At 61.1% G+C, this 25,977-nt stretch carries 24 protein-coding genes; 12 read left to right on the top strand and 12 right to left on the bottom strand.

The window, feature by feature from the left end; genetic code table 11:
• Window positions 1–157 precede the first annotated feature (157 nt).
• The 3 genes from hemL to GIR22_RS20315 are packed head-to-tail and all read right to left on the bottom strand — an operon-like array spanning window position 158 to window position 2,905.
• The gene (gene hemL, locus GIR22_RS20325) at window positions 158–1,441 is read right to left on the bottom strand and encodes a glutamate-1-semialdehyde 2,1-aminomutase (RefSeq protein WP_154745059.1); all 1,284 of its coding nucleotides are present in this window, start codon (window positions 1,439–1,441) and stop codon (window positions 158–160) included.
• 21 nt (window positions 1,442–1,462) lie between these two features.
• A complete protein-coding gene (thiE, locus tag GIR22_RS20320; RefSeq protein WP_154745058.1) occupies window positions 1,463–2,089 on the bottom strand; it encodes a thiamine phosphate synthase in 627 nt (208 codons plus the stop codon).
• Between the two features lie 18 nt (window positions 2,090–2,107).
• Entirely contained in the window at window positions 2,108–2,905 is a 798-nt protein-coding gene (locus tag GIR22_RS20315; protein ID WP_154745057.1) for a hydroxymethylpyrimidine/phosphomethylpyrimidine kinase, read from the bottom strand.
• Between the two features lie 286 nt (window positions 2,906–3,191).
• On the opposite strand from GIR22_RS20315, the gene GIR22_RS20310 reads away from it, so the two are divergent.
• The 4 genes from GIR22_RS20310 to GIR22_RS20295 all read left to right on the top strand — a co-directional run bounded on the left by GIR22_RS20310 (window position 3,192) and on the right by GIR22_RS20295 (window position 9,826).
• Window positions 3,192–5,570: a hybrid sensor histidine kinase/response regulator gene (locus GIR22_RS20310; protein WP_154745056.1), complete on the top strand. Its 2,379-nt coding sequence runs from the start codon at window positions 3,192–3,194 to the stop codon at window positions 5,568–5,570.
• Between the two features lie 89 nt (window positions 5,571–5,659).
• Window positions 5,660–7,312: an acyl-CoA dehydrogenase family protein gene (locus tag GIR22_RS20305; RefSeq protein WP_154745055.1), complete on the top strand. Its 1,653-nt coding sequence runs from the start codon at window positions 5,660–5,662 to the stop codon at window positions 7,310–7,312.
• Between the two features lie 328 nt (window positions 7,313–7,640).
• A complete protein-coding gene (amn, locus tag GIR22_RS20300) occupies window positions 7,641–9,113 on the top strand; it encodes an AMP nucleosidase (RefSeq protein ID WP_154745054.1) in 1,473 nt (490 codons plus the stop codon).
• A gap of 71 nt (window positions 9,114–9,184) precedes the next feature.
• Window positions 9,185–9,826: a pseudouridine synthase gene (locus tag GIR22_RS20295; protein WP_154745053.1), complete on the top strand. Its 642-nt coding sequence runs from the start codon at window positions 9,185–9,187 to the stop codon at window positions 9,824–9,826.
• Here GIR22_RS20295 and GIR22_RS20290 read toward each other — a convergent pair.
• Both GIR22_RS20290 and GIR22_RS20285 read right to left on the bottom strand, forming a co-directional pair.
• On the bottom strand, window positions 9,821–10,030 hold the full coding sequence (locus tag GIR22_RS20290; protein WP_178122372.1) for a DUF2788 domain-containing protein: 210 nt from the start codon (window positions 10,028–10,030) through the stop codon (window positions 9,821–9,823). The genes GIR22_RS20295 and GIR22_RS20290 overlap by 6 nt on opposite strands.
• 25 nt (window positions 10,031–10,055) lie before the next feature.
• Window positions 10,056–10,535 carry an Lrp/AsnC family transcriptional regulator gene (locus GIR22_RS20285; protein ID WP_154745051.1) on the bottom strand — a complete coding sequence of 160 codons (480 nt, stop codon included), beginning with the start codon at window positions 10,533–10,535 and terminating at the stop codon, window positions 10,056–10,058.
• 416 nt (window positions 10,536–10,951) lie between these two features.
• On the opposite strand from GIR22_RS20285, the gene GIR22_RS20280 reads away from it, so the two are divergent.
• Window positions 10,952–11,959, top strand: a complete 1,008-nt coding sequence (locus GIR22_RS20280) for a DUF6515 family protein (RefSeq protein ID WP_154745050.1) — start codon at window positions 10,952–10,954, stop codon at window positions 11,957–11,959.
• On the opposite strand, the gene GIR22_RS20275 is transcribed toward GIR22_RS20280, so the two are convergent.
• Window positions 11,956–12,849: a cation diffusion facilitator family transporter gene (locus GIR22_RS20275; protein WP_154745049.1), complete on the bottom strand. Its 894-nt coding sequence runs from the start codon at window positions 12,847–12,849 to the stop codon at window positions 11,956–11,958. The genes GIR22_RS20280 and GIR22_RS20275 overlap by 4 nt on opposite strands.
• Window positions 12,850–12,864: 15 nt before the next feature.
• On the bottom strand, window positions 12,865–13,284 hold the full coding sequence (locus GIR22_RS20270) for a polyribonucleotide nucleotidyltransferase (RefSeq protein WP_154745048.1): 420 nt from the start codon (window positions 13,282–13,284) through the stop codon (window positions 12,865–12,867).
• 121 nt (window positions 13,285–13,405) lie between these two features.
• On the opposite strand from GIR22_RS20270, the gene hrpB reads away from it, so the two are divergent.
• A complete protein-coding gene (gene hrpB / locus GIR22_RS20265) occupies window positions 13,406–15,913 on the top strand; it encodes an ATP-dependent helicase HrpB (RefSeq protein ID WP_154745047.1) in 2,508 nt (835 codons plus the stop codon).
• 29 nt (window positions 15,914–15,942) lie between these two features.
• On the opposite strand, the gene GIR22_RS20260 is transcribed toward hrpB, so the two are convergent.
• The gene (locus GIR22_RS20260; RefSeq protein WP_154745046.1) at window positions 15,943–17,031 is read right to left on the bottom strand and encodes an endonuclease/exonuclease/phosphatase family protein; all 1,089 of its coding nucleotides are present in this window, start codon (window positions 17,029–17,031) and stop codon (window positions 15,943–15,945) included.
• A gap of 40 nt (window positions 17,032–17,071) precedes the next feature.
• Window positions 17,072–17,731: a YciC family protein gene (locus tag GIR22_RS20255; RefSeq protein ID WP_154745045.1), complete on the bottom strand. Its 660-nt coding sequence runs from the start codon at window positions 17,729–17,731 to the stop codon at window positions 17,072–17,074.
• A gap of 170 nt (window positions 17,732–17,901) precedes the next feature.
• Here GIR22_RS20255 and GIR22_RS20250 point away from each other — a divergent pair, with 170 nt between their 5' ends.
• The 3 genes from GIR22_RS20250 (at window position 17,902) to GIR22_RS20240 (ending at window position 19,897) form a co-directional block, all read left to right on the top strand.
• Window positions 17,902–18,654 (top strand): DUF2076 domain-containing protein, encoded by a 753-nt coding sequence (locus GIR22_RS20250; RefSeq protein ID WP_154745044.1) that lies wholly within the window; start codon window positions 17,902–17,904, stop codon window positions 18,652–18,654.
• A gap of 129 nt (window positions 18,655–18,783) precedes the next feature.
• Complete coding sequence (locus GIR22_RS20245) at window positions 18,784–19,260, top strand: NYN domain-containing protein (RefSeq protein ID WP_169997627.1); 477 nt, start codon at window positions 18,784–18,786, stop codon at window positions 19,258–19,260.
• 25 nt (window positions 19,261–19,285) lie between these two features.
• Window positions 19,286–19,897, top strand: coding sequence for a 3'-5' exonuclease (locus GIR22_RS20240; protein ID WP_154745043.1), 612 nt, complete (start codon window positions 19,286–19,288; stop codon window positions 19,895–19,897).
• Between the two features lie 139 nt (window positions 19,898–20,036).
• Here GIR22_RS20240 and GIR22_RS20235 read toward each other — a convergent pair whose 3' ends face one another.
• Complete coding sequence (locus tag GIR22_RS20235; RefSeq protein WP_154745042.1) at window positions 20,037–20,498, bottom strand: Lrp/AsnC family transcriptional regulator; 462 nt, start codon at window positions 20,496–20,498, stop codon at window positions 20,037–20,039.
• A 160-nt stretch (window positions 20,499–20,658) separates the two neighbouring features.
• On the opposite strand from GIR22_RS20235, the gene yedA reads away from it, so the two are divergent.
• Window positions 20,659–21,555 (top strand): drug/metabolite exporter YedA, encoded by an 897-nt coding sequence (gene yedA, locus GIR22_RS20230; protein WP_154745041.1) that lies wholly within the window; start codon window positions 20,659–20,661, stop codon window positions 21,553–21,555.
• A gap of 48 nt (window positions 21,556–21,603) precedes the next feature.
• A complete protein-coding gene (rhlE1, locus tag GIR22_RS20225) occupies window positions 21,604–22,935 on the top strand; it encodes an RNA helicase RhlE1 (RefSeq protein ID WP_154745040.1) in 1,332 nt (443 codons plus the stop codon).
• Window positions 22,936–22,995: 60 nt separating this feature from the next.
• Here the strand turns inward: rhlE1 and GIR22_RS20220 are convergent, their stop codons facing one another.
• Both GIR22_RS20220 and GIR22_RS20215 read right to left on the bottom strand, forming a co-directional pair.
• Complete coding sequence (locus tag GIR22_RS20220; protein WP_154745039.1) at window positions 22,996–24,258, bottom strand: TIGR03862 family flavoprotein; 1,263 nt, start codon at window positions 24,256–24,258, stop codon at window positions 22,996–22,998.
• A gap of 117 nt (window positions 24,259–24,375) precedes the next feature.
• Entirely contained in the window at window positions 24,376–25,296 is a 921-nt protein-coding gene (locus tag GIR22_RS20215; RefSeq protein ID WP_154745038.1) for a histone deacetylase family protein, read from the bottom strand.
• Window positions 25,297–25,371: 75 nt separating this feature from the next.
• Here GIR22_RS20215 and GIR22_RS20210 point away from each other — a divergent pair, with 75 nt between their 5' ends.
• Window positions 25,372–25,941 (top strand): GNAT family N-acetyltransferase, encoded by a 570-nt coding sequence (locus GIR22_RS20210; protein WP_154745037.1) that lies wholly within the window; start codon window positions 25,372–25,374, stop codon window positions 25,939–25,941.
• Window positions 25,942–25,977 lie beyond the last annotated feature (36 nt).

Here is a 25,977-nt window from a genome sequence, read left to right as displayed (position 1 = left end):
AAGCAGGCCTCTGCTTACAAAGTCTTTACTCGTTTTTCTGCTGCGTGGGCAAGTTATCTGCCGGATTGCAGCTAATTTCTCGAAAAAAAACGGAAATGTCTGTAAGTAAAGTAGCAAATCTGACACCGCCAACGGCGGCGTCAGGTTTCCAGCCTGTTTATTTCAGGGCGGCGAAGGCGCGTTCGGCTGCGTCGAGGGTTAGTTTGAGCTCGGCATCACCATGGGCGATCGAGGTGAAACCGGCTTCAAAGGCACTCGGCGCCAGGTACACACCGCCTTCCAGCATCAGGTGGAAGAAGCGTTTAAACAGATCTGAGTTGCTGCCCATGACGTCGTCGAAGGTGACGATGTCATCAGCACCGCTGAAGTACAGGCCGAACATACCGCCTGCTTGCGTGGTGACGAACGGGATTGAAGCGGCATCGGCGCGCTGTTGCAGGCCGTCCAACAGGCGAGTGGTGTAGTCGGTCAGCTCGGCGTGGAAGCCAGGGCGACTGATTAGACGCAAGGTGGTCAGGCCTGCGGCCATGGCCAGAGGGTTACCGGACAGAGTGCCCGCCTGGTAGACCGGGCCTAGCGGCGCGATATGCTGCATGATTTCGCGCTTGCCGCCAAAACAGCCCACGGGCATGCCACCACCGATGATCTTGCCGAAGGTGCTCAGGTCTGGCGTCACGCCGTAGTGGGCCTGGGCGCCGCCGAGGGCAACACGGAAGCCGGTCATCACCTCATCGAAAATCAACACCACGCCGTGTTTATCGCACTGCTCGCGCAAACCTTCGAGGAAGCCCGGGGCTGGCGGTACACAGTTCATGTTACCGGCCACCGGTTCGACGATGATGCACGCGACTTCCTGGCCCACTTCGCTGAGCATTTGCTCGACGGCAGCGCTGTCGTTGAACGGCAGGGTCAGGGTGTGCTTGGCAAATGCCGCTGGCACACCGGCGGAGCTTGGCACGCCCTGGGTCAGCGCACCGGAGCCGGCCTTGACCAGCAGGCTGTCGGAGTGGCCGTGGTAGCAGCCTTCGAACTTGATGATGCTGTCGCGGCCGGTGAAACCACGGGCCAGGCGAATGGCACTCATGGTGGCTTCGGTGCCGGAGCTGACCATCCGCACCATCTCCATGGACGGTACGATGGAGCAGACCAGGTCAGCCATCTCGGTTTCCATGGCGGTGGGCGCGCCATAGGACAGGCCGTGTTGCAACTGCTGGCGTACCGCGTCCAGCACGTCCGGGTGGCTGTGACCCAGGATCATCGGGCCCCAGGAGCCAACGTAGTCAACGTAGCGCTTGTCATCTTCATCGGTGACGTAGGCGCCTTCGGCGTGTTTGAAGAACAACGGTGTGCCGCCGACGCTCTTGAAGGCGCGCACGGGGGAGTTCACACCACCGGGGATATGTTTCTGGGCATTGGCAAACAGGGTTTCGGAACGGGACATGATCGGGCTCTCTGAAATCGATTATTTAGACGTGAGCAATGCGTTGAAGGCGCGGGCGCGGCGTGTCACTTCCTGGGTGCTGTCGGCACCGAACAGGCCGTGGACCACCGCCAGCAGGTCGGCTCCATGGGCCACCAACGGCTCGGCGTTCTCCAGGGTGATGCCGCCGATCACGCAGATCGGTACCTGCAACCGCGCACGGGCCTGGGCCAGCAGTTCAATGGTGGCGGCCGGGGCGCCGGGCTTGGTGCTGGAATTGAAGAAGCGGCCGAAGGCGACATAACTGGCACCTTCCCTGGCGGCCTGCTCGGCCAGTTCGATCTGGCTGTGGCAGGTGGAGCCGATGATCGCATTGCGCCCCAGCAATGCCCGGGCCGGCGTCAGCGGACCGTCGCCCTGGCCCAGGTGCACGCCGACACCCAGGCGTGCAGCCAGCTCGGCGTCATCGTTGATGATCAATTGAGTCTTGTAGCGTGAGCACAGTTCACGCAATTTTTCTGCCTCGCGCAGGCGGCGCGCCTCATCGCTGCTTTTGTCGCGGTATTGCAGCAGGGTCACGCCACCGTCCAGAGCCGCTTCGACGTAGGGCAGGAACTTGCCGTTCAATAGTTGGCTGTCGGTAATGGCATAAAGGCCACGTAGTTTCATCGGGCAGGCCTCTTGATGTTACGAGCAGAAATCCAGTGGCAAACGACGAGGCACAAATTGCCCCTGGCCCAGTTGTTCGGCATCACGCAGGGTACGCCACGTGTAGTTGAGCGCCGACTCCACCGCACTGGCCAGCCCTTCGCCCTGGGCCAGGCGACCGGCAAGGGCGCTGGCCAGGGTGCAGCCGGAACCGTGGTAGCTGCCGGGCAAGCGCTGGCAGGTAAAGGTCCGGTAGCTACCGTCGCGGCTGTACAGTCGATTGTGCACTTCATGCTCGTCGCCATGACCGCCGGTGATCAACAGGTGTTTGATAAACGGCAGCAGTTTATCGGCGCATTCGTCGGCACTGCCCTCGGGCAGTTCGGCGAGAATGCGCGCTTCCGGCAGATTGGGCGTGGCAATCAGCGACAGCGGCAATAACCGTTCGCGCATGGCATAGCCGACCTCATCCTTGCCCAGGCTGCCGCCGCCACCAGCGCGCAGCACCGGGTCGCAGACCACTGGCAGGTGCGGGTGCTGCTTAAGCAACTCGACGACGGTATCGACCATGGCCGTGGAGCCGAGCATGCCCAGCTTGACCGCCGCTACTTCGGAGTCGCTGAGCACGGCATTGGCCTGGGCCAGCACCCATTCGCGGTCTAGTACGCGGAAATCGCTGACATTGACGGTGTTCTGCACGGTTAGCGCGGTGACGGCCGGGGCCGCATGACAACCCTGGGCGAGCAGGGCTTCGATATCTGCCTGCAAGCCGGCGCCACCACTGGGATCATGGCCGGAGAGACAGAGGACAACGGGGCGGGAGCTGTAGATATTCATGGTGCGCGAGCTTACCACCAAACGCTTTTTGCGTGGCTGTGGGCGCGGGTTGAATTTCACTGCCGGTAATGATCGCGGAAGGCCGTGAAGGGTCATCGTGCCATCAGCTCGAAGTGTTCTGGGACGCCCGTCCTAGAGCCTTTCAGTTTTTTATTTCAATAGTGTCCTTTGGCCTTTACCGGCTATGCTAGAGTGGATCCAAATAACTATCTGTATCGTCCATGTGCGTCTACTCAAAAGGAATGGGGGGCTTTTGATATAACCGAACAGGCCACGCTGGGGCTCTATGCGCTATTTGCTGATATTACTGTGGTGTGGGCTACCGACGCTGGCTGGCGCCGTTGAGTTCACGCAGGCGACCCGAAGCCTGCCGCTGGGCCAAGTGATGCAAGTACTCGAAGACCCGAGCGGCACCCTTGCTATCAAGGACGTCAGTTCCCAAGGCCTGGCCGATCGATTCAAGCCTCATGACAAAGCCACCCTCAACGCCGGTTATTCGCGCTCGGTGTTCTGGCTCAAGGTCGGCCTGCATTATCTCCCCACGCATCCTGACGCGCAGCGCACCTGGTTGCTGGAACTGGCGTATCCGCCTCTCGACCACCTCGACTTATATGTACCCGACAATACGGGCGGTTACCGATTGGCCGGTCGCACGGGTGATGCCTTGCCGTTTTCCAGCCGCGAGATTCGTCAGAACAACTACTTGTTCAGTGTCGATTTCAGTCCGGGCGAACAGAAGACCCTGTATCTGCGCCTGCAAAGTGAAGGCTCGATCCAGGCGCCATTGACGCTCTGGTCGAGTACCGCTTATCTGGAACAACAACCGCTACGCCTGTATGTGCTGGGCCTGATCTACGGCGTGTTGCTGGGGATGCTGGTTTACAACCTGTTCATTTACCTGAGCGTGCGTGACACCAGTTATCTCTACTACATCCTCTATATAGCCTCGTTCGGCATGTACCAGCTCTCGGTCAACGGCGCGGCGGTGGAGTATTTCTGGCCAAACAACCCGTGGTGGGCCAACGCGGCGACGCCCTTCCTGATCGGTTCGGCGGCGCTGTTTGGCAGTCTGTTTGCTCGCAGCTTTTTGCACACCGCGCTCTACAGTCGTTGGCTGAACCGGCTGCTGTTGGCGCTGGTGGCCTGTGGCGCGGGGGTGATGTTGCTGTCGCTGATGACCAGTTACGCCCTGGCCTTGCGCCTGGCGACCGGCCTGGCGCTGGTCTTCACCGTGACGATTTTCGTGGCAGCCATCAAGGCCTGGTACTGCGGCCAGCGTGTGGCCCGTTACTTCATCATTGCCTGGTCGGCGTTCCTGGTGGGCGGGGTGGTCAATACAATGATGGTGCTGGGCTACCTGCCCAACGTGTTCCTGACCATGTACGCCAGCCAGATCGGTTCGGCCCTGGAAGTCGCCTTGCTGTCCCTGGCCCTGGCGGACCGCATTAACTCGATGCGTGAGCAGCAAGCGCACATTCTTTTCGATGCCAGCCAGAAGCTCGAAGTGCTCAACCAGCAACTGGCTCGCAGCAACCAGTTGAAGGACGAGTTTCTCGCCACCCTGACCCACGAACTGCGCACGCCAATGAACGGGGTGATCGGTTCGCTGGAGTTGATGCAGGCCGAGCCGCTGGACGGCGAATTGGCGCGGTACCAGCAAACCGCAGCGGGTTCGGCGCGGGACATGATGCGCATGGTCAACGGCATCCTCACCCTCACCGAACTGCAAGCCGGGCGCCTCCACGCCCAGACCCAGGTATTCAGCTTGCGCGGTTTGCTTGACTCCTTGCGAGAGCGGTTCTTGGCCAGTGCCCAGAGCAAGGGCCTGGAGTTCTCCATTGATGTCGCGCACCAATTGCCTGATCACTTGGCAGGCGATGCCGACAAGTTGGCCCAATGCCTGGAGTGCCTGCTGGACAACGCTTTCAAGTTCACCCGCGAAGGCACGGTACGGGTGCGGGTGGTTGGGCTGACCAATTCCGACGGCGGTCTGTGCCTGACTTTTATTGTCACCGATACCGGCATCGGTTTCGTCTCTCTGGATGAGGCGACCCTGTATCAGCGTTTCTTCCAACTCGACGGTTCCATGACCCGTGAATACGGTGGCCTGGGCATCGGCCTGGCGATTTGTCGACAATTGATCGAACTGTTGGGTGGGCGCTTGAGCCATTACTCCGAGCCTCGACGGGGCAGCCGCTTCCAATTGGAGCTTGAGGTCAGCGCGGCCTCTGCCGAGCCTTCAGCGCCTTACCGTCTACCCGACACACAGCGTGCGCCCCAAGACTGCGTGGTGTTGCTGGTGGACGACAACAGCGTGGCCCAGTTGGCGGTACGCGGCATGTTGCTCAAGCTCGGTTACCGGGTGAGGACGGTCGACAGCGGGTCGGCGGCGCTGGCGTTATTGCAGGGCGATGCCTTCGATGCCGTGCTGCTGGATGTACCTGAGGGCGGGGTCTCTCTTTGTTGCCAGATTCGTACGTTGCCGGGGTGTCGCGAGTTGCCATTGATTGCTTTGAGTGCGTCGCTGCCGTCTCATGAGCGTGAGCGTTGCCAAGGTGTTGGCATTACCGACCGGCTGGCCAAGCCGGTACGTTTTGACGCCTTGCAAGCGGTGTTGCAGCGCCGGTTGTTGTCTGTGGTTGATGGTGAAAGCGCCGACAGTTAGGCGCTTATGCCACTTTTTTAACCCGGGGCACGGTGCTTAACTGAAAATCAGGCTTCAGATAACGAGGCCACTTTTCCAGGAGGCCCGTCATGAATCTGCATCAGTTCGCCGAAACCCACGACGTCACCAACCAACCCCCCTCTTTGGACGGCATCAACCTGTACCGCATCGACTTGCCCCTTCAAGAGTGGTCCCGTCGCTTCGGTGCCGGTTGGGCCCAGCAACGGATCGATGCCTATGGGGCTTTGGCGGGCGGGCCATTGATGGAGGCCGGGTTCCTGGCCAACCAGAACAAGCCGGTGTTCAGTAGTCATGATCGTTATGGCCATCGCCTTGACCTGGTGGAGTTTCATCCCGCCTACCACGAACTGATGCGCACCGCCGTCGAGCATGGCTTGCCATCGCTGCCTTGGGCTCACCCTCAGCCCGGTGCGCATGTTGCCCGCGCCGCGATGACGTATTTGCACAGCCAGGCTGAAGCCGGCACCGGTTGCCCGCTGACCATGACTTTCGCTTGCGTTCCGGCCTTGCGCTTGCAGCCGGACCTGGCCCAAACCTGGCTGCCGAAAATTCTCAGCACCGAATACGACCCGCGTAATGTCGGCATCGACCACAAGGCTGGCGCCACTATCGGTATGGCCATGACCGAGAAACAGGGTGGTACCGACGTTCGGGCCAACACCACCCGCGCCTACCCAGTGGGCGCAGGTGGACCGGGCCAGGCCTATGAATTGGTGGGCCACAAGTGGTTCTGCTCGGCGCCCATGTGCGATGCCTTCCTGACCTTGGCCCAGACCGACAAGGGCCTGACCTGTTTCCTGCTGCCCCGGCATCGTCCGGATGACACGCGCAATCAGTTCTACATCCAGCGCCTGAAAAACAAACTCGGCAATTGTTCCAACGCCTCCAGCGAAGTGGAATTTCGCGGGGCATTGGCATGGATGATTGGCGAGGAAGGGCGCGGGGTACCGACCATTATTGAAATGGTCGCCATGACCCGCTTCGATTGCATGGTCGGCTCCAGCGCCTTGATGCGCCAGGCGCTGACCCAGGCCAGCCATCATTGTGCCCATCGCCTGGTAGGAGGGAGGGTGCTCAGTGAACAGCCGTTGATGCAGAACGTGCTGGCCGACTTGGCCCTGGAAAGCGAAGCGGCGTTGGCTTTGAGCTTGCGCATGGGGCAGGCGCTGGATCATCTGGGGGATGAACAGGAGGCCAAATTCGCCCGGCTGGTGACAGCGGTGGGCAAGTATTGGATCTGCAAGCGCGCCCCGGCCATGATCAACGAGGCGGCTGAATGCATGGGCGGCGCCGGGTATGTCGAGGACAGTATCCTGCCGCGCTTGTACCGTGAGGCGCCGGTTAACTCTACGTGGGAAGGTTCCGGCAACGTGCAATGCCTGGATGTGCTGCGGGCGTTGTCGAAAGAGCCTGGAGTGCTGGAGGTGTTGTTTGTCGAGTTGGGGGACGGTCACGGCGAGAAGCGTCTGGCCCGGCATATCGAACAGCTCAAGTCAGCGTTCATGGACACCCAGGACATCCAGTACCGTGCCCGACAACTCACAGAAGATATCGCGGTGGGGCTGCAGGCCAAACTGTTGCTGGAGGCGGGTAATGCCAGTGTCAGCGATGGGTTTATTGCCAGCCGGTTGGGGGCGTCTTCGGGGCGGGTGTATGGGACCTTGCCACGGGGGGTGGATGTGGAGGGTATTGTCGTCCGGTCGACACCGCAGATCTCCTGAATGAGCTCAGTCAATGTGGGAGCAGGGTTTGCCCACGATGGCCATAGGTTGTCGAAAAACCTGTAGCCGCTGGCGCAGCCTGCGATCGGCTGCGCAGCAGTCGTTTGGGCCTTGAAATTGCTGAAGGTCCTGCGGCCCTTATCGCAGCCTCGTGCCTCGACAGCGGCTACACAAATCCTGACTTTCAGGCGTTGTGTAGATACCTGTGGCCATCGCGGCAAGCTCGGCTCTCACAGGGATCGCATCCTTCTTCAGCGAGCATTTTAATTCAGTGTTCCCGTGAGGCAGTGATACAGGCAAGATAAAGGCCTGCACGTCAGAACACAGGATGCTTACCGTGACCGAAGCTTTTGTTGTCGTTCAAACCGCTGAAGAAGCCGTGGATCGGCTGGCGGCTCTTCATGAGCATGCTACAGGCGCGCTCAATCAAGCCCTCAAGCGTTACCTCAAGGACCGCGTCGAGCCTGACGCCGAACAACGCGCGCTGTTTCGTTATCCAGAACTACGCCTGACTTACCACTGCCACGGTGAAGTCCCACAGACCACCCGGGCCTATGCCAAGGTCCAGTTGCCAGGTACCTACAGCGTCACCGTCACTCATCCGTCGGCCTTTCGCAAATACCTGCTGGAACAATTGGTGCCGTTGATGCACGACTTCACCGTGACGGTGGAAGTCGGCGTCAGCCAACAGAACATTCCGTATCCGTACGTAGTGGAGCAGGGCGACGAGCTGGCGGGTTCCGGCGTGACGGCCGCCGTGCTGGCGCGGGTTTTCCCGAGCACCGACCTGTCGGCCGCCACCGATGGCATCGCCGATGGCCTCTACGACTGGGAAAACACCGACCCGCTGCCCTTGGCGCTGTTTGATGCCGCCCGCGTCGACTTCTCCCTGCGTCGCCTGGTGCACTACACCGGCAGCGACTGGCGGCATGTGCAGCCATGGATTCTGCTCACCAACTATCACCGTTATGTCGACCAGTTCATCGTCCATGGCCTGGAGCAATTGCGCAGTGACCCTCGGTTTATCCGGATGGTGTTGCCGGGCAACGTGATCATCGAAAAAAGCATGGACCATGGCGAAGCATCTGCCATCGCCGCGGGCGTGGTCTGGCACCGTTACCAGATGCCGGCCTACCACCTGATTGCCAGCGACGGCCACGGTGTAACCCTGGTGAATATCGGTGTCGGCCCCTCCAATGCCAAGAACATCACCGACCACCTGGCAGTGCTGCGCCCTCATTGCTGGCTGATGATTGGCCACTGCGGCGGCCTGCGCCAATCCCAGACCATTGGCGACTACGTGCTGGCACACGCCTATATGCGTCGTGACGGAATTCTCGACCGGGTGGTGCCACCGAATATCCCGATCCCGGCCTTGGCCGAGGTACAGATGGCTTTGCAACAGGCGGCGGCCAACGTCACGGGCGAGAAGGGCGAGGAGCTGAAAAAACGCCTGCGCACCGGCACCGTATTGACTTATGACGACCGTAACTGGGAGCTGCGCTGGGCTCAGGAACGACCGTTGATCAATCTGTCCCGCGCGGTGGCGGTGGACATGGAAAGCGGCACCATTGCCGCCCAGGGTTACCGCTTGCGCGTACCTTACGGCACCTTACTGTGTGTGTCTGACAAACCGTTGCACAGTGAGATCAAGCTGCCAGGCTCGGCCAATGCCTTTTACGAGCGCGCGGTCAGCCAGCACTTGAAGATCGGCATTGAGGCGGTGGATTTGTTGCGCACCGAACTCAACTCGCTGCACTCGCGCAAATTGCGCAGCTTCGACGAACCGCCGTTCCGCTAAGCGGTTGGGATGGTTATTTAACGGTCAGGCCACTAGCATTGTCGGTCCTGACCGCTAGATGTTCCCTTGCCATGTCCCGTCCTGCCCGTCCCGTTTCCCGCCGCCCCGGTGTGAAAACCCCGCCCGCTGGTTCAGCCCCACGTCGTGTTGCCAAGGCGCCGCCGGCAACACCTAAGCTGATCCTGTTCAATAAGCCCTTCGACGTGCTGACCCAGTTCAGCGATGGCGAAGGTCGGGCGACCCTCAAGGATTTTATCGATATCCCCGGCATCTACCCTGCGGGAAGGCTCGACCGTGACAGTGAAGGCCTGTTATTGCTGACCAACGACGGTCAGTTGCAGGCGCGCATTGCCGACCCGAAACACAAGTTGGCGAAAACCTATTGGGTGCAGGTGGAAGGTGAGCCGAGCGAGGAACAGCTGCAACGCCTGCGCGATGGGGTTGAGCTCAACGACGGCATGACCTTGCCCGCGGAAGCCCGGCAGTTGGATGAGCCGCAACTGTGGCCGCGTAACCCTCCGGTGCGGTTTCGCAAGAGTGTACCGACCCACTGGCTGGAGTTGGTGATTCGTGAGGGACGCAATCGCCAGGTACGACGCATGACAGCCGCTGTCGGTTTGCCGACCTTGCGCCTGGTACGGGTACGCATTGGTGACTGGTCGATCGATGGCCTGGATCAAGGCCAGTGGAAAGAGGTGCCGGCGCGCTTATAAGGCGCCGGACTCGATGAGGCCGATCACCACGCTCTTGATGATGAACGCGGCGACACCCAGGCCCAGTACGAAAAACAGAATCAAGGAACCGAAGCGCCCGGCCTTGGATTTCTTCGCCAGGTCCCAGACGATAAATCCCATGAAAATGATCAGGATGGTGACCAGGCCGGTCATCATCCATTCTTCGAGCAAGGCGGGATCTATGGAGTCCATTGGGTCTTTTCCGTCTTCAGGTACGCAGGTGGGTCAGCGGCAACTCGGTGCTGTTGAGCACCTGGTTCAGCACAAAGCTGGAGCGCACGCTGGTGACGCCTTCGATCCGGGTCAAGTGCCCCAGCAGCAGCTTCTGATAGTGATCCATGTCCGGCACCACCACTTTCAGCTGATAGTCGGCATCCATTCCGGTCACCAAGCTGCATTCCAGCACTTGCGGCAAACTGCGAATGGCGGCTTCGAAGTTCTCGAAGCGCTCGGGTGTGTGTCGGTCCATGCCGATCAACACGTAGGCCGTCAGGCTCAGGCCGAGCATCTTGCGGTCCAGCAACGCCACCTGGCGTGAGATGTAGCCATCGTCCTCCAGTTGCTTGACTCGGCGCGAGCAGGGTGACGGCGACAGGCCGATCCGCTCGGCCAACTCCTGGTTGGAGATCCTCGCGTCGCGCTGTAATTCCGCCAAAATACTCAGGTCGTATCGGTCAAGTTTGCTCATGGGGCTGGCCTTTGTCGTAACTATTGCTGTGAATTATCTATCCAGGGTTAAAAATTGCGCAAGCACTGTTTATTGACGCAATCTTCGCAATCATCTGCCAGGGCCTGAAGCGTAAAGTTATCAACAGAATCACTGCCCGGACATAGAGTCCACTGCAGCCCGCCCGATCAGGCCGGCTGCGGCCCGCCAACCCCACCGGGTTGCGCCGGCCCCCGGGCTGCGCACTGTCCACAAGACGGCGTGAGGTGAGCCAACGTCAAAAGCGTTGAGCCAGGACAAAATTCTCAAGGGGCGGCCGACGGGTCGCCCTTTTTCTTTGCCTGCGAAAATTGTTCTCGTGACTGATAACCTGTCTCAGAACCGGGCACGGTTTTTCCAGTCTTAGCTATAAGCCCTAATCCGCAGTGAGGAATAGCATGAAGCGCATCTGGCGTTTGGCGGGTGTTGGTTTGCTGATGGTCAGTGTCGGTGCGCAGGCGATGGCCGACGAGCGGGATAACTCTCCACGCCAGGGGCAAGGCCCCCAGGGCGCTGGTGGTGGTCAACATGAGCGTGGCCCCGAAGGTGGCGGGCGGCCCGGTAACAATCAGCCGCGCCCGCAGAACCAGCACTTTGAAGGTGGTGGACAAAATGGCCGGGGGCAAGGTCGCCCTCAGGCTAACGAGCAGGGCCGGCCCGCGCCGCGGCCCGCCAATAACCTGCCGATCCAGGGGCGCCCGGATTCCGTGCGCCAGACCCAGGAGCCGCGCCAGGGTTACAACCGCGACGTCCCCCGACGCAACGAGGGTAACCCCCACTGGGAGGCCGGCGGCTCTGGCTCACGCCCTGGCTACAATAGCCACCCCAATGACAATCGCTGGCCAGGTCGCCCCGATGGGCATGGCAATGGCTGGGGGTCAGGCCCGCAACACCGTCCAGGTTATATCGTTGACCGCTTCCCCGATCGCAACTTCCGCGTGCCCTATCGCGGCCAGAATTATTTCTTCTCTGGTGGCTACTGGTACCGCCCCCAAGGGCCACGTTACGTCGTCGTAGCCCCGCCTTACGGGATTCGCGTGCATTACCTGCCGGACTATGCGCGTGAAGTGTGGGTGGGCAGCGCGCTGTTTTTCCTCGCCGCCGGTGCCTATTACACCTACGAGGCCAGTTCCCAGCAGTACGTGGTGGTCGAGCCGCCAGTGGCTGCCCCTATGCCAGCGCCGCAACCCCAGGGTAACGGCTATGACGTGGTGGCCTATCCGGCCAATGGGCAATCACCTGCGCAAGTCCAGCAGGATGGCTATGACTGCTATCGCTGGGCCGTGCAACAAAGTGGTTTCGATCCTCGAACCGTGACTTACGCCCCGGCCCCGGCGGTAGTGCAAACCTACCGGCAGGCCCAGGGCAACTGCCTGGGCAGTCGCGGGTATCAAGTACAGTTCTAGGCCTTGGCGCCCTTGACCACTTCCTGCGGGTCGGCGTGCACCAGCACTTCTGCGCGCGGGTAGGCTTGATGGATGGCATCGGCGGCCTGGTCGCTGATGCTGTGGGCCACGGACAGGCTCAATTCCCCCGGCAACTCCAGATGCAACTGCACGAACCAGTGGCTGCCGGAGATACGCGTGCGCAAGTCATGGGCGCCGAGCACGCCGGGTACGCTGCAAGCCAGCTCCAGCATGTGTTGGCTGATGTCTGGCGGCAGTTCCTCATCCATCAGCACCGCGAAACTTTCCCGCGCGATCTGGATCGCGCTCCACAGGATATAGGCGGCAATTCCCAGGCCGAACCAGGCGTCCACTTGCTGAAAACCAAACCCGGCCAACACCAGCGCCACCAGGATGCTGCCATTGAGCAACAAGTCCGAACGGTAGTGCAGCGAATCGGCACGCACCGCCGTCGAGCCCGTCTCGCGAATCACTCGGTGTTGCAGGATCAGCAGCGCCACCGTCAGCACCAGGGCCAATAGGATCACCGCGACACTCAACCACGGTGCGCCCACCGGTTCCGGATGCTGCAAACGCTGGAACGCCTGATACGCGATCAACACCGCACTGCCGGCGATGAACAAGGCTTGTGCCATGCCCGACAGCGATTCCGCCTTGCCGTGGCCATAACGGTGATCGTCATCGGCCGGGCGCAGGGCGTAATGCACCGCCAGCAAGTTGAGCAGCGAGGTCACACCATCGAGCAACGAGTCGGTGAGCCCGGCGAGCATGCTCACCGAGCCGCTGAGCCACCAGGCGATGGCCTTGGTCACGATCAGAACACAGGCCACACCGACTGACGCGCGGGTGGCCAGGCGCAACAGGCGGGCGTGTTCGGGACTGCTGGTCATAACGCGATCACGTCCTTAAGCGGCAGGTTGCAGGCCCAGGGTAGCCAGCTGTTGAACGCTGCCCTTGAACTGAATCATGCGTGGATCGTCCAGCGGCAGGTGGCGGCCGGTTTCCTTCTGGATGATGGTTTGCAGCTTGGCATTGTCGACTTTGCCGTCGACGCCGATGGCTTGTTGCAGTTTTTCCGGGGCCACCTGGGCGGTCTTGCCAGGCTCGAAATAAATGGCGCCGGTAGCGAAGTCGACACCGAAGGCGATCAGGCCGGGAATCACGTAGAACAACAGGCCAACTGCGTCGAGCACAGCGATTGCCGGGTCGATCTTGCCGTCGATCTGGCCACGGCGCTCGGGGTAGAAAATCGACCCGCAGGCCGTCAATTGGCTCAGCAGGGTGACGGCCAGAACACCGCCGATGACACGGGAAGCAATACGCATGGAACTCTCCTGAACACGCTTGAAAGGTGACTATATCCTGTGGGGACCCGGTATGCCTCTGAGACCACCACCGACACCCGGCAGTTCGCCGTTATACTCGCTGCTCTGCTTTGGAGCCAGTATGAATTCGTTGCCAATCGATGATGTTTTACCCGCCTTGCGTGAAGCCTTGGCGATACGCCATGAAGCCGTGCTCGAAGCACCGCCCGGGGCCGGTAAAACCACGCGAGTGCCCTTGGCGCTGCTGAATGAAACCTGGCTGGCCGGGCAAACCATCCTGATGCTCGAGCCCCGGCGTCTGGCCGCGCGTGCGGCGGCTGAGCGGCTGGCCAGCGAGCTGGGCGAAAAGGTGGGTGAGACTGTCGGTTACCGGATTCGCCTGGACAGCAAGGTCGGCCCCAACACCCGTATCGAAGTGGTCACCGAAGGCATCCTCACTCGCCGTTTGCAGGATGACCCGGCGCTGGAGGGCGTGGGCTTACTGATCTTCGACGAATTCCATGAGCGTAGCCTGGACGCCGACCTGGCCCTGGCCCTGAGCCTCAACGGTCGTGACCTGTTTCGTGACGAGCAGCCGCTGAAGATCTTGCTGATGTCGGCCACCCTCGAAGGCGAACGCCTGGCTGGCCTGCTGGGTGACGCGCCGATTCTGCGCAGCGAAGGCCGCATGTATCCGGTGCAGATGCGTTGGGGCCGGCCGTTCCAGCCCGGTGAGTTCATTGAGCCACGGCTGGTGCAGACCATTCTTGAGGCCTTGCATGATGAGGCCGGCAGCGTGTTGGTATTCCTGCCGGGCCAGGCGGAGATTCGTCGAGTCAACCAGCAATTGGCTGATGCCCTGGGGGATCGCGGCGATGTGCTGCTGTGTCCGCTCCATGGTGAATTGGACCTGGCGGCGCAACGGGCAGCCATCGATCCGGCGCCAGCGGGTAAACGCAAAGTGGTGCTGGCGACCAATATCGCCGAGACCAGCCTGACCATTGATGGCGTGCGGGTGGTGATTGATGCCGGGCTGGCGCGAGTGCCGCGTTTCGACCCAGGCAGCGGCATGACCCGCCTCGACACCCAGCGCATATCCCGCGCCAGCGCCACTCAGCGTGCCGGTCGGGCTGGGCGACTGGAGCCAGGGGTGTGTTATCGGTTGTGGTCCGAGGACCAGCATGAAGCGCTGTCGGCCTATGCCAGCGCGCAAATCCTCGCGGCAGATCTGGCCGGGTTGGCCTTGCAACTGGCGCGCTGGGGTGTGGCGCCGGGCCAACTGGTATGGCTCGATGTCCCGCCGACGGCCGCCTATGCCCAGGCCCAGGATTTGCTGGTGCGCCTGGGGGCGTTGGATGACGGCACGTTAACCAAGCATGGTCAGAAGATGGCCGAACTGCCAGCCCATCCGCGCATCGCCCATTTACTGTTGCGCGGCCAGGACCTGGGGTTGGCGAGCATGGCCTGTGACGTGGCTGCACTATTGGGCGAGCGCGATATTTTGCGTGGTGCCGGTGCGGACTTGCACAGTCGTTTGGCGTTGTTGTCTGGCGAAGAGCGCGCGCGTGGCACTCAAGGCGGTGTGCAGCGGGCCAAACAACTGGCTCGGCAATACCGGAGTTATTTACGGGGCAAGGCCGAACAAGCGGTCGTCGACCCGGATCACCCACGCTGGCTCGGCGCGTTGCTGGCCCTGGCTTACCCCGACCGCGTTGCGCAACAACGGCGAGCCGGTGGCGCCGAATATCGCTTGGCCAATGGTCGCGCCGCGTTGTTTGCCGAGGCCGACAGCCTGATGAAACAGCCGTGGCTGGTGATCGCTGACCTGGGCAGCCGCCAGGGCCAGCGGGAAGAACGGATTTACCTGGCAGCAGAATTTGATCCGGCGCTGTTTGACTCGGTGTTGGCCGAGCAAGTACGGGTGATCGATCAACTGGACTGGGACGAACGTGAAGGCGTATTGCGCGCCGAACGCCAGCGCAAGGTGGGCGAACTGGTGCTCGGCCGCGAACCCCTGACTGGCCTGGACGAAGCCGCTCGCAGCCAGGCGCTGGCCAGTCTGGTGCGCCGCAAGGGCCTGGAGTTGTTGCCCTGGACCCCCGAGTTGCGCCAGTGGCAGGCGCGGGTGATGTTGTTGCGCCAACTGGACGCGGGTAAAGACAGCCTGTGGCCGGATGTCAGCGACAGCGCCTTGCTCGCCAGCCTTGAACACTGGTTGATGCCCTACTTGGGCAGGGTCTCGCGCTTGAGTCATTTTGCCAACCTGGACTTGTCCAGTTTCCTGCATAACCTGCTGCCTTGGCCGTTGCCGCAACGTCTGGACGAGTTGGCGCCCCATCATCTGAAAGTGCCCTCGGGCTCCTCGGTGCGCCTGGACTACAGCGAGCAGCCACCGATTCTGGCGGTACGCTTGCAGGAGCTGTTCGGCCTGGCTGACACTCCGCGCATTGCCGGTGGCCGGCAGGTGGTCAAGCTGCACCTGTTGTCGCCTGCGCGGCGGCCGGTGCAGGTGACACAAGACCTGGCGAACTTCTGGCGCAGTACCTATGCCGAGGTAAAAAAGGATTTAAAAGGGCGGTACCCCAAGCATTACTGGCCGGATGATCCGTTGGTGGCAGAAGCGACGGCGCGGATCAAACCCAGAAAGTAAGGGGCACGAAGCCCATTGAATCGTGGTGGTTACTGCGCTGCTGGCAGCAGGAACCGTCCGATCACCGGTAAGTGGCTGGAAGTGCGCAAGGTGTCGTCCTGCCGTACCCGGGCCTCGACCCGTTTGATCCGCGAGCTGTAGAACAGATAGTCCAACGTCCGATCCGGCCCGTCGACACTTGGGTCATTGGGGAAGTATGTCAGCCATTTGCTCCGATCTATCCCGCTGGATTCACTGTTGCTCGGGATCATCGGGTACTTGCCCCACAGCAGGTGCAGCTCACTGTCCGGCGAATACGGCCCGCGCTTGTCCGCGTCCAGGCGCAGGAATTGCCCAAGGGGCAGTAGCTTGAAGTCGCCACCAATCAGCCATGGAGTGCCGCGGCTCTCGAATTTATCCAGCAGCTTGACGGTCGTTTGTACCTGTTCTTGCACGGTGCTGCTTCCCGGAGCTGCGCGGTCCAGACGGGTGTTGAGCACTGCCAGTTGGCCGCCGTCACTCAGCGGCAGGTAGGTCAGTAGCAGGGCCGGCTTTGGTTGGAACTGGCGACTGACAAGGTTGGCCGTGGCCGCGGGCAAATGAAGGCGCTCGGCGTGTTCGACCTGGTAGCGGCTCAGGGTCACCAGCTTGCGGCCGACGCTGCCGAATATATGCAGGTCGGGGACAAAATCAGCCTTCCAGTCGAAGGCCTGGACGCTGCAAGGGTAGAGGTCGACCAGCCGTTCCTGGAGTAACGCCAGTTGGTCCTGATAATGGGAGCGCTTGGCCCCTTCGTCCAGTTCTTGCAGCAGTAGAATGTCGGGCTTCTCATCGCGAATCACCCGGGCCACTTCGTCAAGGCTGAAGGCCATGTCTTCGACGGTGGGACGATCGTCAGGGCCGCTGCCGTCCTGGGTGTCATACCAGAACACATAGTTCTTGCCGGCCAGGTACTGCACGTTCCAGGTCATCACCTTGAGTGCCTGGCCTGGCAGTAGGGTGGGTGCCCGAGGCGCGACACAGTGGATGGGCAGGGTTTCCTTGTCGGCGGGGCGCCACGTCAGGTTGTAGGTCAGGGCGGCCAGCAGGCCCGTGATAATCAGCAGGCCCAACAGGGAGAGGCGCAATAAACGGGTCATCGGCTCGGCTTATGGCATTCCAGGACAGGGAGGGAGCATATCACTGCGCGTCGGCATCTCCACCGATCAACATGAATAGGCGGAACAGCACCACGCTGGTAAACAACTGCAGGAAGCTTTGGGCGCTGTCGACCAGCACTCCCAGTACCGGATTCGGGTCCGGATACACCGACAGCGTGGCGCCTTTGAGCAGCCACAAGGGTGTCATCACACACAGTATGCACACCAGGATCCGCCAAAAATGCCCACGGGTCAGGCGAAAGCTTTCCTTCATGGCGGAAAGCGCCGGCATGCCTCGTAGTACCAGCAGGTACTCGGCAAAGGCGAGCGTGACCATCAGCCACAACCCCGGCAGGAAGTACAGCGATAACCCCAGCAGGATCAGCAGCGTGCTGATGGCTGTCAGCAGGGCAAAGCGTGGCCACAGGGTCGCGGCCATTGCCAGCACGTCCAGGGTTCGCGGTGATTCACCACGGGTGCGGGCGTCGAGGAGCAGGATCAGCGCGCCGGTGTACAGCGGATAAACCAGCAAACCCACCACCACGCTATAGCCGGGAAACGCATCCGGCCCCAGCGAGCGGTCGAGCACCTGTTGCAGCAGGGCCTCGAAGATCACGAGCGGCAGGCACAACTGAACGATGGCGCCCAGGTTGCGCTGAAAAAAGTAGAACGAGTCGCGCAGTACGTTTAACGGATTCATCAAGGTCATCACAGGCCGAAAAAAGCAGGGGGACACTTTAACCGATCACCGGCAAACGTAAACCTTGGGTAAAGACTGTTGAAACCCTGGAAGGCAGCCCCATTACTGAGGCGTACCTTACCTACTTTGGGCAAGGCGAAGATTTCTACCGGCAATCTAACGAGGTCGCCATGAACAGCGAAGAGCAAACCCTGATCGATGGACTGTTTTCACGGTTGCAGCAAGCCGAAACGGACTCAGGCCCCCGCGACGCCCAAGCGCAAGCGCGGATCAAGGAGCACATCATTCGCCAGCCGGATGCAGGGTATTTCATGACCCAGGCGATTTTGGTGCAAGAGGCTGCCATCAAGAGCCTCGATGCGCAGAACAGACAGCAGGCGCAGCAACTCCAGCAATTGCAGGATGAACTGCTGCTGGCCAAGGCTCAGGTCGTGCAACCTGCACCGAGCAGCGGCGGGTTCCTGTCGGGTATTTTTGGCGGTGGCCCACGGGATTCGCAGCCAGCGGCGCCTTCGGGGGGTGGCTGGCGCGAGCCGGCTCGCCCTGGCTTTAACAGCCAACCGGCGCCACAACAGAATTTTGGTACGCCACAGCAGAACTACCAGCAGCCCCAGCAACCGGCAGCCGCGCCCGTTGGCAGCGGTTTTTTGGGTGGCGCACTAAAAACGGCCGCTGGCGTAGCCGGTGGTGTGATGCTGGCTCAAGGCATCAGCAGCTTGTTTGGCCATAACCAGCAACCGCAGGTGGTGGAAGAGATCGTTCGCGAAGAGCCCGCTCCCGTCAGCGACAGCAGTGGTTGGGGCAACGATGACCAGCGCGTGGCCGGCAATGACAGCTGGAGCAACAATAACCAGGACAGCTTCGCCGACAGCGACTATTCCGACGACTCCTCCTCCTTTGGCGATGACGATTCCTTCGTCTGATGCGTCCTCATCCGGGGCGCTTCGTCGCCCCGGGCCGATTTTTCTCGGAAACTTCCTCGTGGCTGGCATACTGGCAGCCTTTCCAGCCCCTTGAATCTGGGGTTCCAGCCTGCGCCATGAGGATTTGCGGTGAAAAAAATTGCAGTGTTCGCCGATGTCCAAAACCTCTATTACACCGTGCGCCAGGCGTATGGCTGCCACTTCAACTACGCCGCCCTGTGGGCTGATATCAGCCAGCGCGGGCAGATTGTCGAGGCATATGCCTATGCCATCGACCGTGGCGACAGCAAGCAGCAGCAGTTCCAGCAGATCCTGCGCAATCTCGGTTTTACCGTGAAGCTCAAGCCCTACATCCAGCGCAGCGACGGATCGGCCAAGGGTGACTGGGATGTAGGCATCACCATCGATATCATGGACGCCGCCGACCATGTCGATGAAGTGGTGCTGGCCTCCGGCGACGGCGATTTCGATATGTTGCTCGACCGCATCATCCATAAGCACGGCGTCGAAGCCGTGGCCTACGGTGTGCCGGGGTTGACGGCCAATTCGTTGATACGCGCTGCCAGCCGCTACGTGCCGATCGAAGGCGCGTTGTTGCTCAAATAGATTTTAAGATGGGGTGGGAACAGGTTTGGAACGTATAGCGGTCATCGACTTTGAAACCACCGGCATCTCGCCGAGCAGTAGTTGCAGGGCTACGGAAATTGCCGTGGTTATCCTGGAACAGGGCCAGATCGTGGACCGTTACCAGAGCCTGATGAATGCAGGCGTCAGGGTGCCAGGGTTTATCGAGCAACTGACTGGCATCAGTAACGCGATGCTGCGCACCGCGCCGCCAGCCGAGCGGGTGATGAACGAGGTCAATGAGTTCGTCGGAACCACGCCACTGCTGGCCCACAACGCGGCGTTCGACCAGAAATTCTGGGACTTTGAACTGGGACTGATTCGCCGCACCCGTCTGCAGAGGTTTGCCTGCTCGCTGTTGCTGGCTCGCCGCCTGATGCCCGCGGCGCCGAACCACAAGCTCGGCACCTTGACTTCATTTGCCCGGTTGCCCCACACCGGCAAGGCTCACCGGGCCATGGCCGATGCCGAAATGGCGGCTAACCTGACGGCTCACCTGGCCCAGGAACTGCGCGGTACCCACGGCTTGCGCGAGCTGTCACACGACTTGCTGTGCAGCTTGCAGAAAGTGCCAGCGGCGAAAATCAATGATCACCTGAAGAAGCATCGAGGGTTCTAACCGACAGCTCTTGGACTTGTCGAAAACCTGTAGCCGCTGGCGCAGCCTGCGATCGGCTGCGCAGCAGTCGCCTGGGTTTTGAAATTGTCGAAGGTCCTGCGGCGAGGTTAAGGTTTATGTAAATACCGCCGCCTGGGGCTCACCCACCACTCTTCCCATTCCCCCCCAACTGCCCCAACGGCACCCGCCGCTCTATCGCGCTGGACAGGATGATCGAGGTCTTGCTGAAACCAAACTTCGCCACACGGTTGATCAGCGCTTCCAGCTCCGGCATCGCCCCTACCGCCGCTTGCATGATCACGCAGGGATCGCCGGTAACCCGGTGGCACTCGGTCAGTTCGGGGATTTTGCTCAGTTCGTCGTAGACCTTCTGGCTGCCATGATTGGTCAAGCGCAGTTCGATCACGCATTGGATGGGCAGGCCTATCTTGGACAGGTCGACCTTGGCCTGGTAGCCGGTGATCACGCCACTGGCTTCCAGCTTGGCCACCCGCTCGGCCACGGCCGGGGCAGAGAGGTTTACCGTGCGGGCCAACTGCGCGTAGGACGCGCGACCATCTTCCAGCAGTGCGCTGAGAAGCATGCGGTCGTATTTGTCCATGATAAGGCTCCGGGAACATGTGGCTTTTGAAAGCATGGTTTATAGCCTTGATAACCATGGTTTGAAAAGTGTACCGGCGCTTTAAACAGGTTTTGTAACTTATGTTTACGAAGCTGACTTTCTAGAATAAGCCTCCCTTGTCCTGCCGCAGAGCTGCCCCATGCCTGGCCCACGCCGCTTTCCCTTACCGTTGATCGCTGCTTTTTTTGCGCTGTACGTGATCTGGGGGTCTACCTACCTGGTGATTCGTATTGGTGTCGAGTATTGGCCACCGTTGCTGTTGGCGGGGATTCGCTTCTGTGTGGCAGGGGCGTTGATGTATGGCTATTTACGGTGGCGCGGCGTGCCAGCGCCGACTTGGGAGCAGTGGAAGGCGGCGGGTAAGATCGGCATTTTGCTGCTGACCTTCGGCAATGGCGCGGTCAGTGTTGCTGAACACACCGGCGTGACCTCCGGCGTGGCAGCATTGGCCGTGGCGACGGTGCCGCTGTTTACCTTGCTCTGCGGTTATTTCTGGGGCGCGCGTAATACGCGTCTGGAGTGGGCGGGGGTGACGTTGGGGATCATCGGCATCGCCATGCTCAATATGGGCTCCAACTTGCAGTCGAGCCCCCTCGGGGCGGCCTTGCTGTTGTTCGCCGCGGCGTCCTGGGCCTTTGGCTCGGTGTGGAGCCGGCACCTGCCGCTGCCCCAGGGCGCGATGGCCAGCGCCGCTGAAATGCTGATCGCGGGTGTCATGCTGCTGGTCGGCAGCGCGCTCAAGGGTGAGCACCTGCCCGCCATGCCGCCGCTGGAAGGCTGGCTGGCCCTGGCGTATCTGGTGGTGTTCGGTTCAATCATCGCCTTCAACGCCTACATGTACCTGCTCAAGCATGTACGCCCGGCAGCGGCCACCAGTTATGCCTACGTCAACCCGGCGGTGGCGGTGTTGCTGGGGATTGTGTTTGTCGGTGAGAGCATTGGCGTGGAAGAGGCGCTGGCGATGCTGGTGATTATTAGCGCCGTGCTATTGATCAGCCTGCCACAGTGGCGCAAGCCGAAACCGGAAATAAGGTAAACTGCCGCGCATTGCGCTCTTACGCTGAATTTTTCCTACGGTACTTCCATGACTTTCGCCACCCTTGGCCTGATCGAACCCTTGCTGCGCGCCCTTGAGACGCTTGGCTACCAGACCCCGACGCCGGTGCAGGCGCAAGCCATTCCGGCGGTGCTGGCCGGTCGCGACCTGATGGCCGCAGCCCAGACCGGCACCGGCAAAACCGCAGGTTTCGCCGTGCCGCTGCTGCAACTGCTGGCCATGGAAGGGCCGAAAGTCACCGCCAACTCGGTACGCGCGCTGATCCTGGTACCCACCCGCGAACTGGCCGAGCAAGTTCACGAAAGCGTGGCCCAGTATGCGCAAAACCTGCCGCTGAGCACGTACGCGGTGTATGGCGGCGTCAGCATCAACCCGCAGATGATGAAGCTGCGCAAAGGCGTCGACTTGCTGGTGGCAACGCCAGGTCGTTTGTTGGATCTGTTCCGCCAGAACGCGCTGAAGTTCAACCAACTGCAAACCCTGGTGCTGGACGAGGCCGACCGCATGCTCGACCTGGGCTTCTCGGAAGAACTGTCGAATATCTACCGCGTACTGCCGAAAAAACGCCAGACCCTGCTGTTCTCCGCGACTTTCTCCGATGAGATCCGCCTATTGGCCGGGCAGATGCTCAATGATCCGCTGAGCATCGAAGTCAGCCCGCGCAACGTCGCCGCCAACACCGTCAAGCAATGGGTGGTGCCGGTGGACAAAAAGCGTAAGGCAGAGTTGTTTGTGCACCTGATGCGCAAGGGCCGCTGGAAGCAGGTGTTGGTGTTTGCCAAAACCCGCAATGGCGTGGATGCGCTGGTGGAAAAACTCCAGGGCCTGGGCGTCAATGCCGACGGCATTCATGGCGACAAGCCACAAGCTACCCGTCAGCGCGCCCTGGACCGTTTCAAGACCAGCGATGTACAGATCCTGGTGGCCACCGACGTGGCGGCCCGTGGCCTGGACATTGAAGACTTGCCGCTGGTGGTCAACTTTGACCTGCCGATCGTCGCCGAAGACTACATCCATCGTATCGGCCGTACCGGTCGTGCGGGCAACACCGGTGAGGCGATTTCCCTGGTGTGTGCCGATGAAGTGAACATGCTGTCGGCCATTGAAATGTTGACCCGTCAGACGCTGACCCGGCACATGGAACAGGATTTTGAACCGGAGCATCGGGTGCCGGATACCGATGCCAGTGGCCAGGTGGTGAAGAAACCGAAAAAGCCGAAGAAACCCAAAACCACAGGTGGCGGCAAACGCAACCTGGGCAAGTGGGTGGAAAGTGGCGAGGTGTCGGTGGCGGAGCCTTCACTCAAGCCGGTGCGCAAAGTGCCGGTGTTCAATACCGGGCCGCGAAAGAAGAAGTGAGGCAGCTTTAAGCGGCAAGTGTTCTGCATCTGAGCGTTCCCACGCAGAGCGTGGGAACGCTCAGTTAGGTGAGGTCGCTTTAAGCTTGCAACTGCTCCTAAGCCACTCCAGAACTCCGCGCCCAGCCACTCGCCCACTGGCAAAACATCCCGTCAGCAAATACCCGCCGGTGGGTGCCTCCCAGTCCAGCATCTCGCCTGCGCAAAACACTCCCGGAACCCGTTTGAGCATCAAGCGCTCATCCAGCGCCTCAAACGGCACGCCGCCTGCGGTGCTGATGGCTTCGTCCAGGGGCCTGGCTTTCACGAGTGTCAGGGGCAGCGCCTTGATGTCGACAGCCAATCGATCCGGATCGTTGAAGTGTCCGGCAGGCGCCAGCTCCCGCAGCAGTGCGGCTTTCACCCCATCCAAACCCAACTGACTGTGCAAATGCTTGCTCATCGAGCGCGACCCGCGTGGTTTGGCCAGTGCCGCCAAGACTTTGTCCAACGGCTTGCTCGGCAACAGGTCGATATGCACCGTAGCGGATCCATCCCGGTTGATCGCTTCACGAATCGACGCCGACAGCGCGTAGATCAAGCTGCCCTCGATACCGGTGACAGTGATCACGCATTCCCCCAGTCTTGGCTTGTGATCCGCCAGGCCAATGGCGACGTTTTTCAACGGCGCACCGGCGAATTTACTGACCATCAACTCGCTCCAGGCTGACACTTCGAAGCCACAGTTACTCGGTTGCAGGGGGGCGTAGGGGACGCCTTTATCTTCCAGTAACTTGAGCCACGCCCCATCGGATCCCAGGCGCGACCAACTGCCGCCACCCAGGGCCAGCAGCACCGCGTCGCCGCGCAGGCGTTTATCGCCCTCGGGGCTGTGCATAAGCAGGCTGCCATCGTCATTCCAACCCAGCCAGCGATGGCGGGTGTGGATAACTACACCTTGGTCTCGCAAGCGCTTGAGCCAGGCGCGCAGCAGCGGTGCGGCTTTCATGTCTGTGGGAAAGACTCGGCCGGAGCTGCCGACAAAGGTCTCAATCCCTAGCTCATGAATCCACTCGCACAACGCCTCGGCACCGAACTGACGCAACAGCGGCGCCATCTGCGGCGCCCGGTCGGCGTAGCGCGAGAGAAACGCCGGATAGGCTTCGCTATGGGTGATGTTCATGCCGCCCACGCCCGCCAGCAGGAACTTGCGGCCCACCGAGGGCATGCCGTCATACAGGTCGACCTTGGCGCCCGCTTGGCTCAACACTTCGGCAGCCATCAGCCCGGCGGGGCCGCCGCCAATGATGATGACGTGGTGAGGGTGGGCGTGGGTCTGAGGCATGGGGATGACTGCGGTTCGGCAAAGTAGGTCGAGCATTCTACCCGAGGACGGTAATGACGGTCGCAACCGCGTTCCACTCGCCAGCGGGCAATGAGTTATCCACAGGCCACTCACCCATCAATGGCAACCGGAGGACGTCCAGACCCGCTGCGCGCTGTGATGCAGAATGCCGTGGCGGCGGGCGAGGGCCGGGCGATCCTTGCTGTAGCCGCCGCCGATCACACCAACCACCGGTATATCGCGGCCCAGGCAATGACGCATCACGCTTTCGTCTCGGGCGGCCACGCCGGCGTCTGTCAACTTGAGGTAGCCGAGGGCGTCGTCCTTGTGCACATCGACGCCGGCGTCGTACAGCACCAGGTCGGGTTGGTAGAGCGGCAGCAGGTAGTTGAGGGCATCGTCCACCACCTTGAGGTACTCGGTATCGCCCATGCCCATCGGCAGCGGGATATCCCAGTCGCTGCGGGCCTTGCGCGCCGGGAAATTTTTTTCACAGTGCAGGGACACGGTGATGGCGTCCGGGGTGTGTTCCAGGATGCGTGCGGTACCATCACCCTGATGCACGTCGCAGTCGAAGATCAGCACCCGGTTGACCCGGCCGCTTTCCAGCAGATAGTGACTGATCACCGCCAGGTCATTGAAGATGCAGAAGCCCGCCGGGTAGTCGTAATGGGCGTGGTGGGTGCCACCCGCCAGGTGGCAGGCCAGCCCGTGTTCCAGCGCCTGTTCGGCTGCCAGCAGTGAGCCGCCGACAGCCCGCACGGTGCGTCTCGCCAAGGCTTCGCTCCAGGGCAGGCCGAGACGTCGCTGGTCTTCGCGGGACAACTCGCCGCTCATATAACGCTCGATATACCCAGGTTCATGGGCCAGTGCGAGAATCTGCGCCGTACACAGTTGCGGGCGCAGCAATTGGCTGTCCAGTGTCAGGCCACTGTCCACCAGGTGGTCGCGCAGCAGGCGGAACTTGTCCATGGGGAAACGGTGGTCCGCCGGGAACTCGGGGCTGTAGTCGTCGTGGTAGATCAATGGTAAAGGCATGGCAATTTCTGACGGGAACCAGCGACGGATCTTAACAGCGCGGTACACTTACGCACATGGCAAGGGAGGGGCCCCATGGAGCCGATACTGGAATTGGAAAGCGCACGCCTGGTGCTGCGCCAATGGCGCGATACTGACCTGCCGGAATTTGCGCGCATGTGCGCCGACCCGCAGGTGATGCGCTATTTTCCGGCCAAACTGAGCCACCTGGAAAGCGCCGCGCTGATTGGCCGGGTTCGCGGCCACTTCGCCGAATATGGCTTTGGCCTGTGGGCCTTGCAGCGCAAGGATACTGGCGAGTTTATCGGCCTTACCGGGTTGCTGAATGTCGGCTTTGAAGCGGACTTCACCCCGGCGGTGGAAATCGGCTGGCGGTTGGCCAAGGAGCATTGGGGCCTGGGTTACGCCAGTGAGGCGGCCTGGACTGCATTGCGCTGTGGTTTCGACCGGTTGCAGCAGGATGAAGTCGTCGCCTTCACCACCCAGGCCAATCTGCCATCACAAAAGGTCATGCAGGCTATCGGTATGCATTACGATCCCCTGGCAGATTTTGAACACCCCAAGGTCGCAGCCGATGATCCGCTGCGCCATCATGTTTTGTACCGCATCACCCGCGCCCAATGGTTGGATACGCTGCACGGATAGGCAGCCCGGAATGCCTAATAGATTGTTGTAGGAGTG

It is taken from the genome of Pseudomonas karstica, assembly GCF_009707515.1.
Classification (GTDB): domain Bacteria; phylum Pseudomonadota; class Gammaproteobacteria; order Pseudomonadales; family Pseudomonadaceae; genus Aquipseudomonas; species Aquipseudomonas karstica.
The sequence above is the reverse complement of the archived record's forward strand: the minus strand, read 5'-3'. Positions and strand labels throughout refer to the sequence as shown.

Bases quoted from the DNA above. Each gene is read 5' to 3' on its own strand.
- GIR22_RS20315 (WP_154745057.1), bottom strand. From the start codon at position 2,905: ATGAATATCTACAGCTCCCGCCCCGTTGTCCTCTGTCTCTCCGGCCAT.
- GIR22_RS20235 (WP_154745042.1), bottom strand. From the start codon at position 20,498: ATGGACAAATACGACCGCATGCTTCTCAGCGCACTGCTGGAAGATGGT.
- GIR22_RS20295 (WP_154745053.1), top strand. From the start codon at position 9,185: ATGTCCCGTCCTGCCCGTCCCGTTTCCCGCCGCCCCGGTGTGAAAACC.
- hemL (WP_154745059.1), bottom strand. From the start codon at position 1,441: ATGTCCCGTTCCGAAACCCTGTTTGCCAATGCCCAGAAACATATCCCC.
- GIR22_RS20250 (WP_154745044.1), top strand. From the start codon at position 17,902: ATGAACAGCGAAGAGCAAACCCTGATCGATGGACTGTTTTCACGGTTG.
- GIR22_RS20310 (WP_154745056.1), top strand. From the start codon at position 3,192: ATGCGCTATTTGCTGATATTACTGTGGTGTGGGCTACCGACGCTGGCT.
- GIR22_RS20255 (WP_154745045.1), bottom strand. From the start codon at position 17,731: ATGAATCCGTTAAACGTACTGCGCGACTCGTTCTACTTTTTTCAGCGC.
- GIR22_RS20305 (WP_154745055.1), top strand. From the start codon at position 5,660: ATGAATCTGCATCAGTTCGCCGAAACCCACGACGTCACCAACCAACCC.
- thiE (WP_154745058.1), bottom strand. From the start codon at position 2,089: ATGAAACTACGTGGCCTTTATGCCATTACCGACAGCCAACTATTGAAC.
- rhlE1 (WP_154745040.1), top strand. From the start codon at position 21,604: ATGACTTTCGCCACCCTTGGCCTGATCGAACCCTTGCTGCGCGCCCTT.
- hrpB (WP_154745047.1), top strand. From the start codon at position 13,406: ATGAATTCGTTGCCAATCGATGATGTTTTACCCGCCTTGCGTGAAGCC.
- GIR22_RS20285 (WP_154745051.1), bottom strand. From the start codon at position 10,535: ATGAGCAAACTTGACCGATACGACCTGAGTATTTTGGCGGAATTACAG.
- GIR22_RS20215 (WP_154745038.1), bottom strand. From the start codon at position 25,296: ATGCCTTTACCATTGATCTACCACGACGACTACAGCCCCGAGTTCCCG.
- GIR22_RS20260 (WP_154745046.1), bottom strand. From the start codon at position 17,031: ATGACCCGTTTATTGCGCCTCTCCCTGTTGGGCCTGCTGATTATCACG.
- yedA (WP_154745041.1), top strand. From the start codon at position 20,659: ATGCCTGGCCCACGCCGCTTTCCCTTACCGTTGATCGCTGCTTTTTTT.
- GIR22_RS20220 (WP_154745039.1), bottom strand. From the start codon at position 24,258: ATGCCTCAGACCCACGCCCACCCTCACCACGTCATCATCATTGGCGGC.
- GIR22_RS20275 (WP_154745049.1), bottom strand. From the start codon at position 12,849: ATGACCAGCAGTCCCGAACACGCCCGCCTGTTGCGCCTGGCCACCCGC.
- amn (WP_154745054.1), top strand. From the start codon at position 7,641: ATGCTTACCGTGACCGAAGCTTTTGTTGTCGTTCAAACCGCTGAAGAA.
- GIR22_RS20210 (WP_154745037.1), top strand. From the start codon at position 25,372: ATGGAGCCGATACTGGAATTGGAAAGCGCACGCCTGGTGCTGCGCCAA.
- GIR22_RS20270 (WP_154745048.1), bottom strand. From the start codon at position 13,284: ATGCGTATTGCTTCCCGTGTCATCGGCGGTGTTCTGGCCGTCACCCTG.
- GIR22_RS20280 (WP_154745050.1), top strand. From the start codon at position 10,952: ATGAAGCGCATCTGGCGTTTGGCGGGTGTTGGTTTGCTGATGGTCAGT.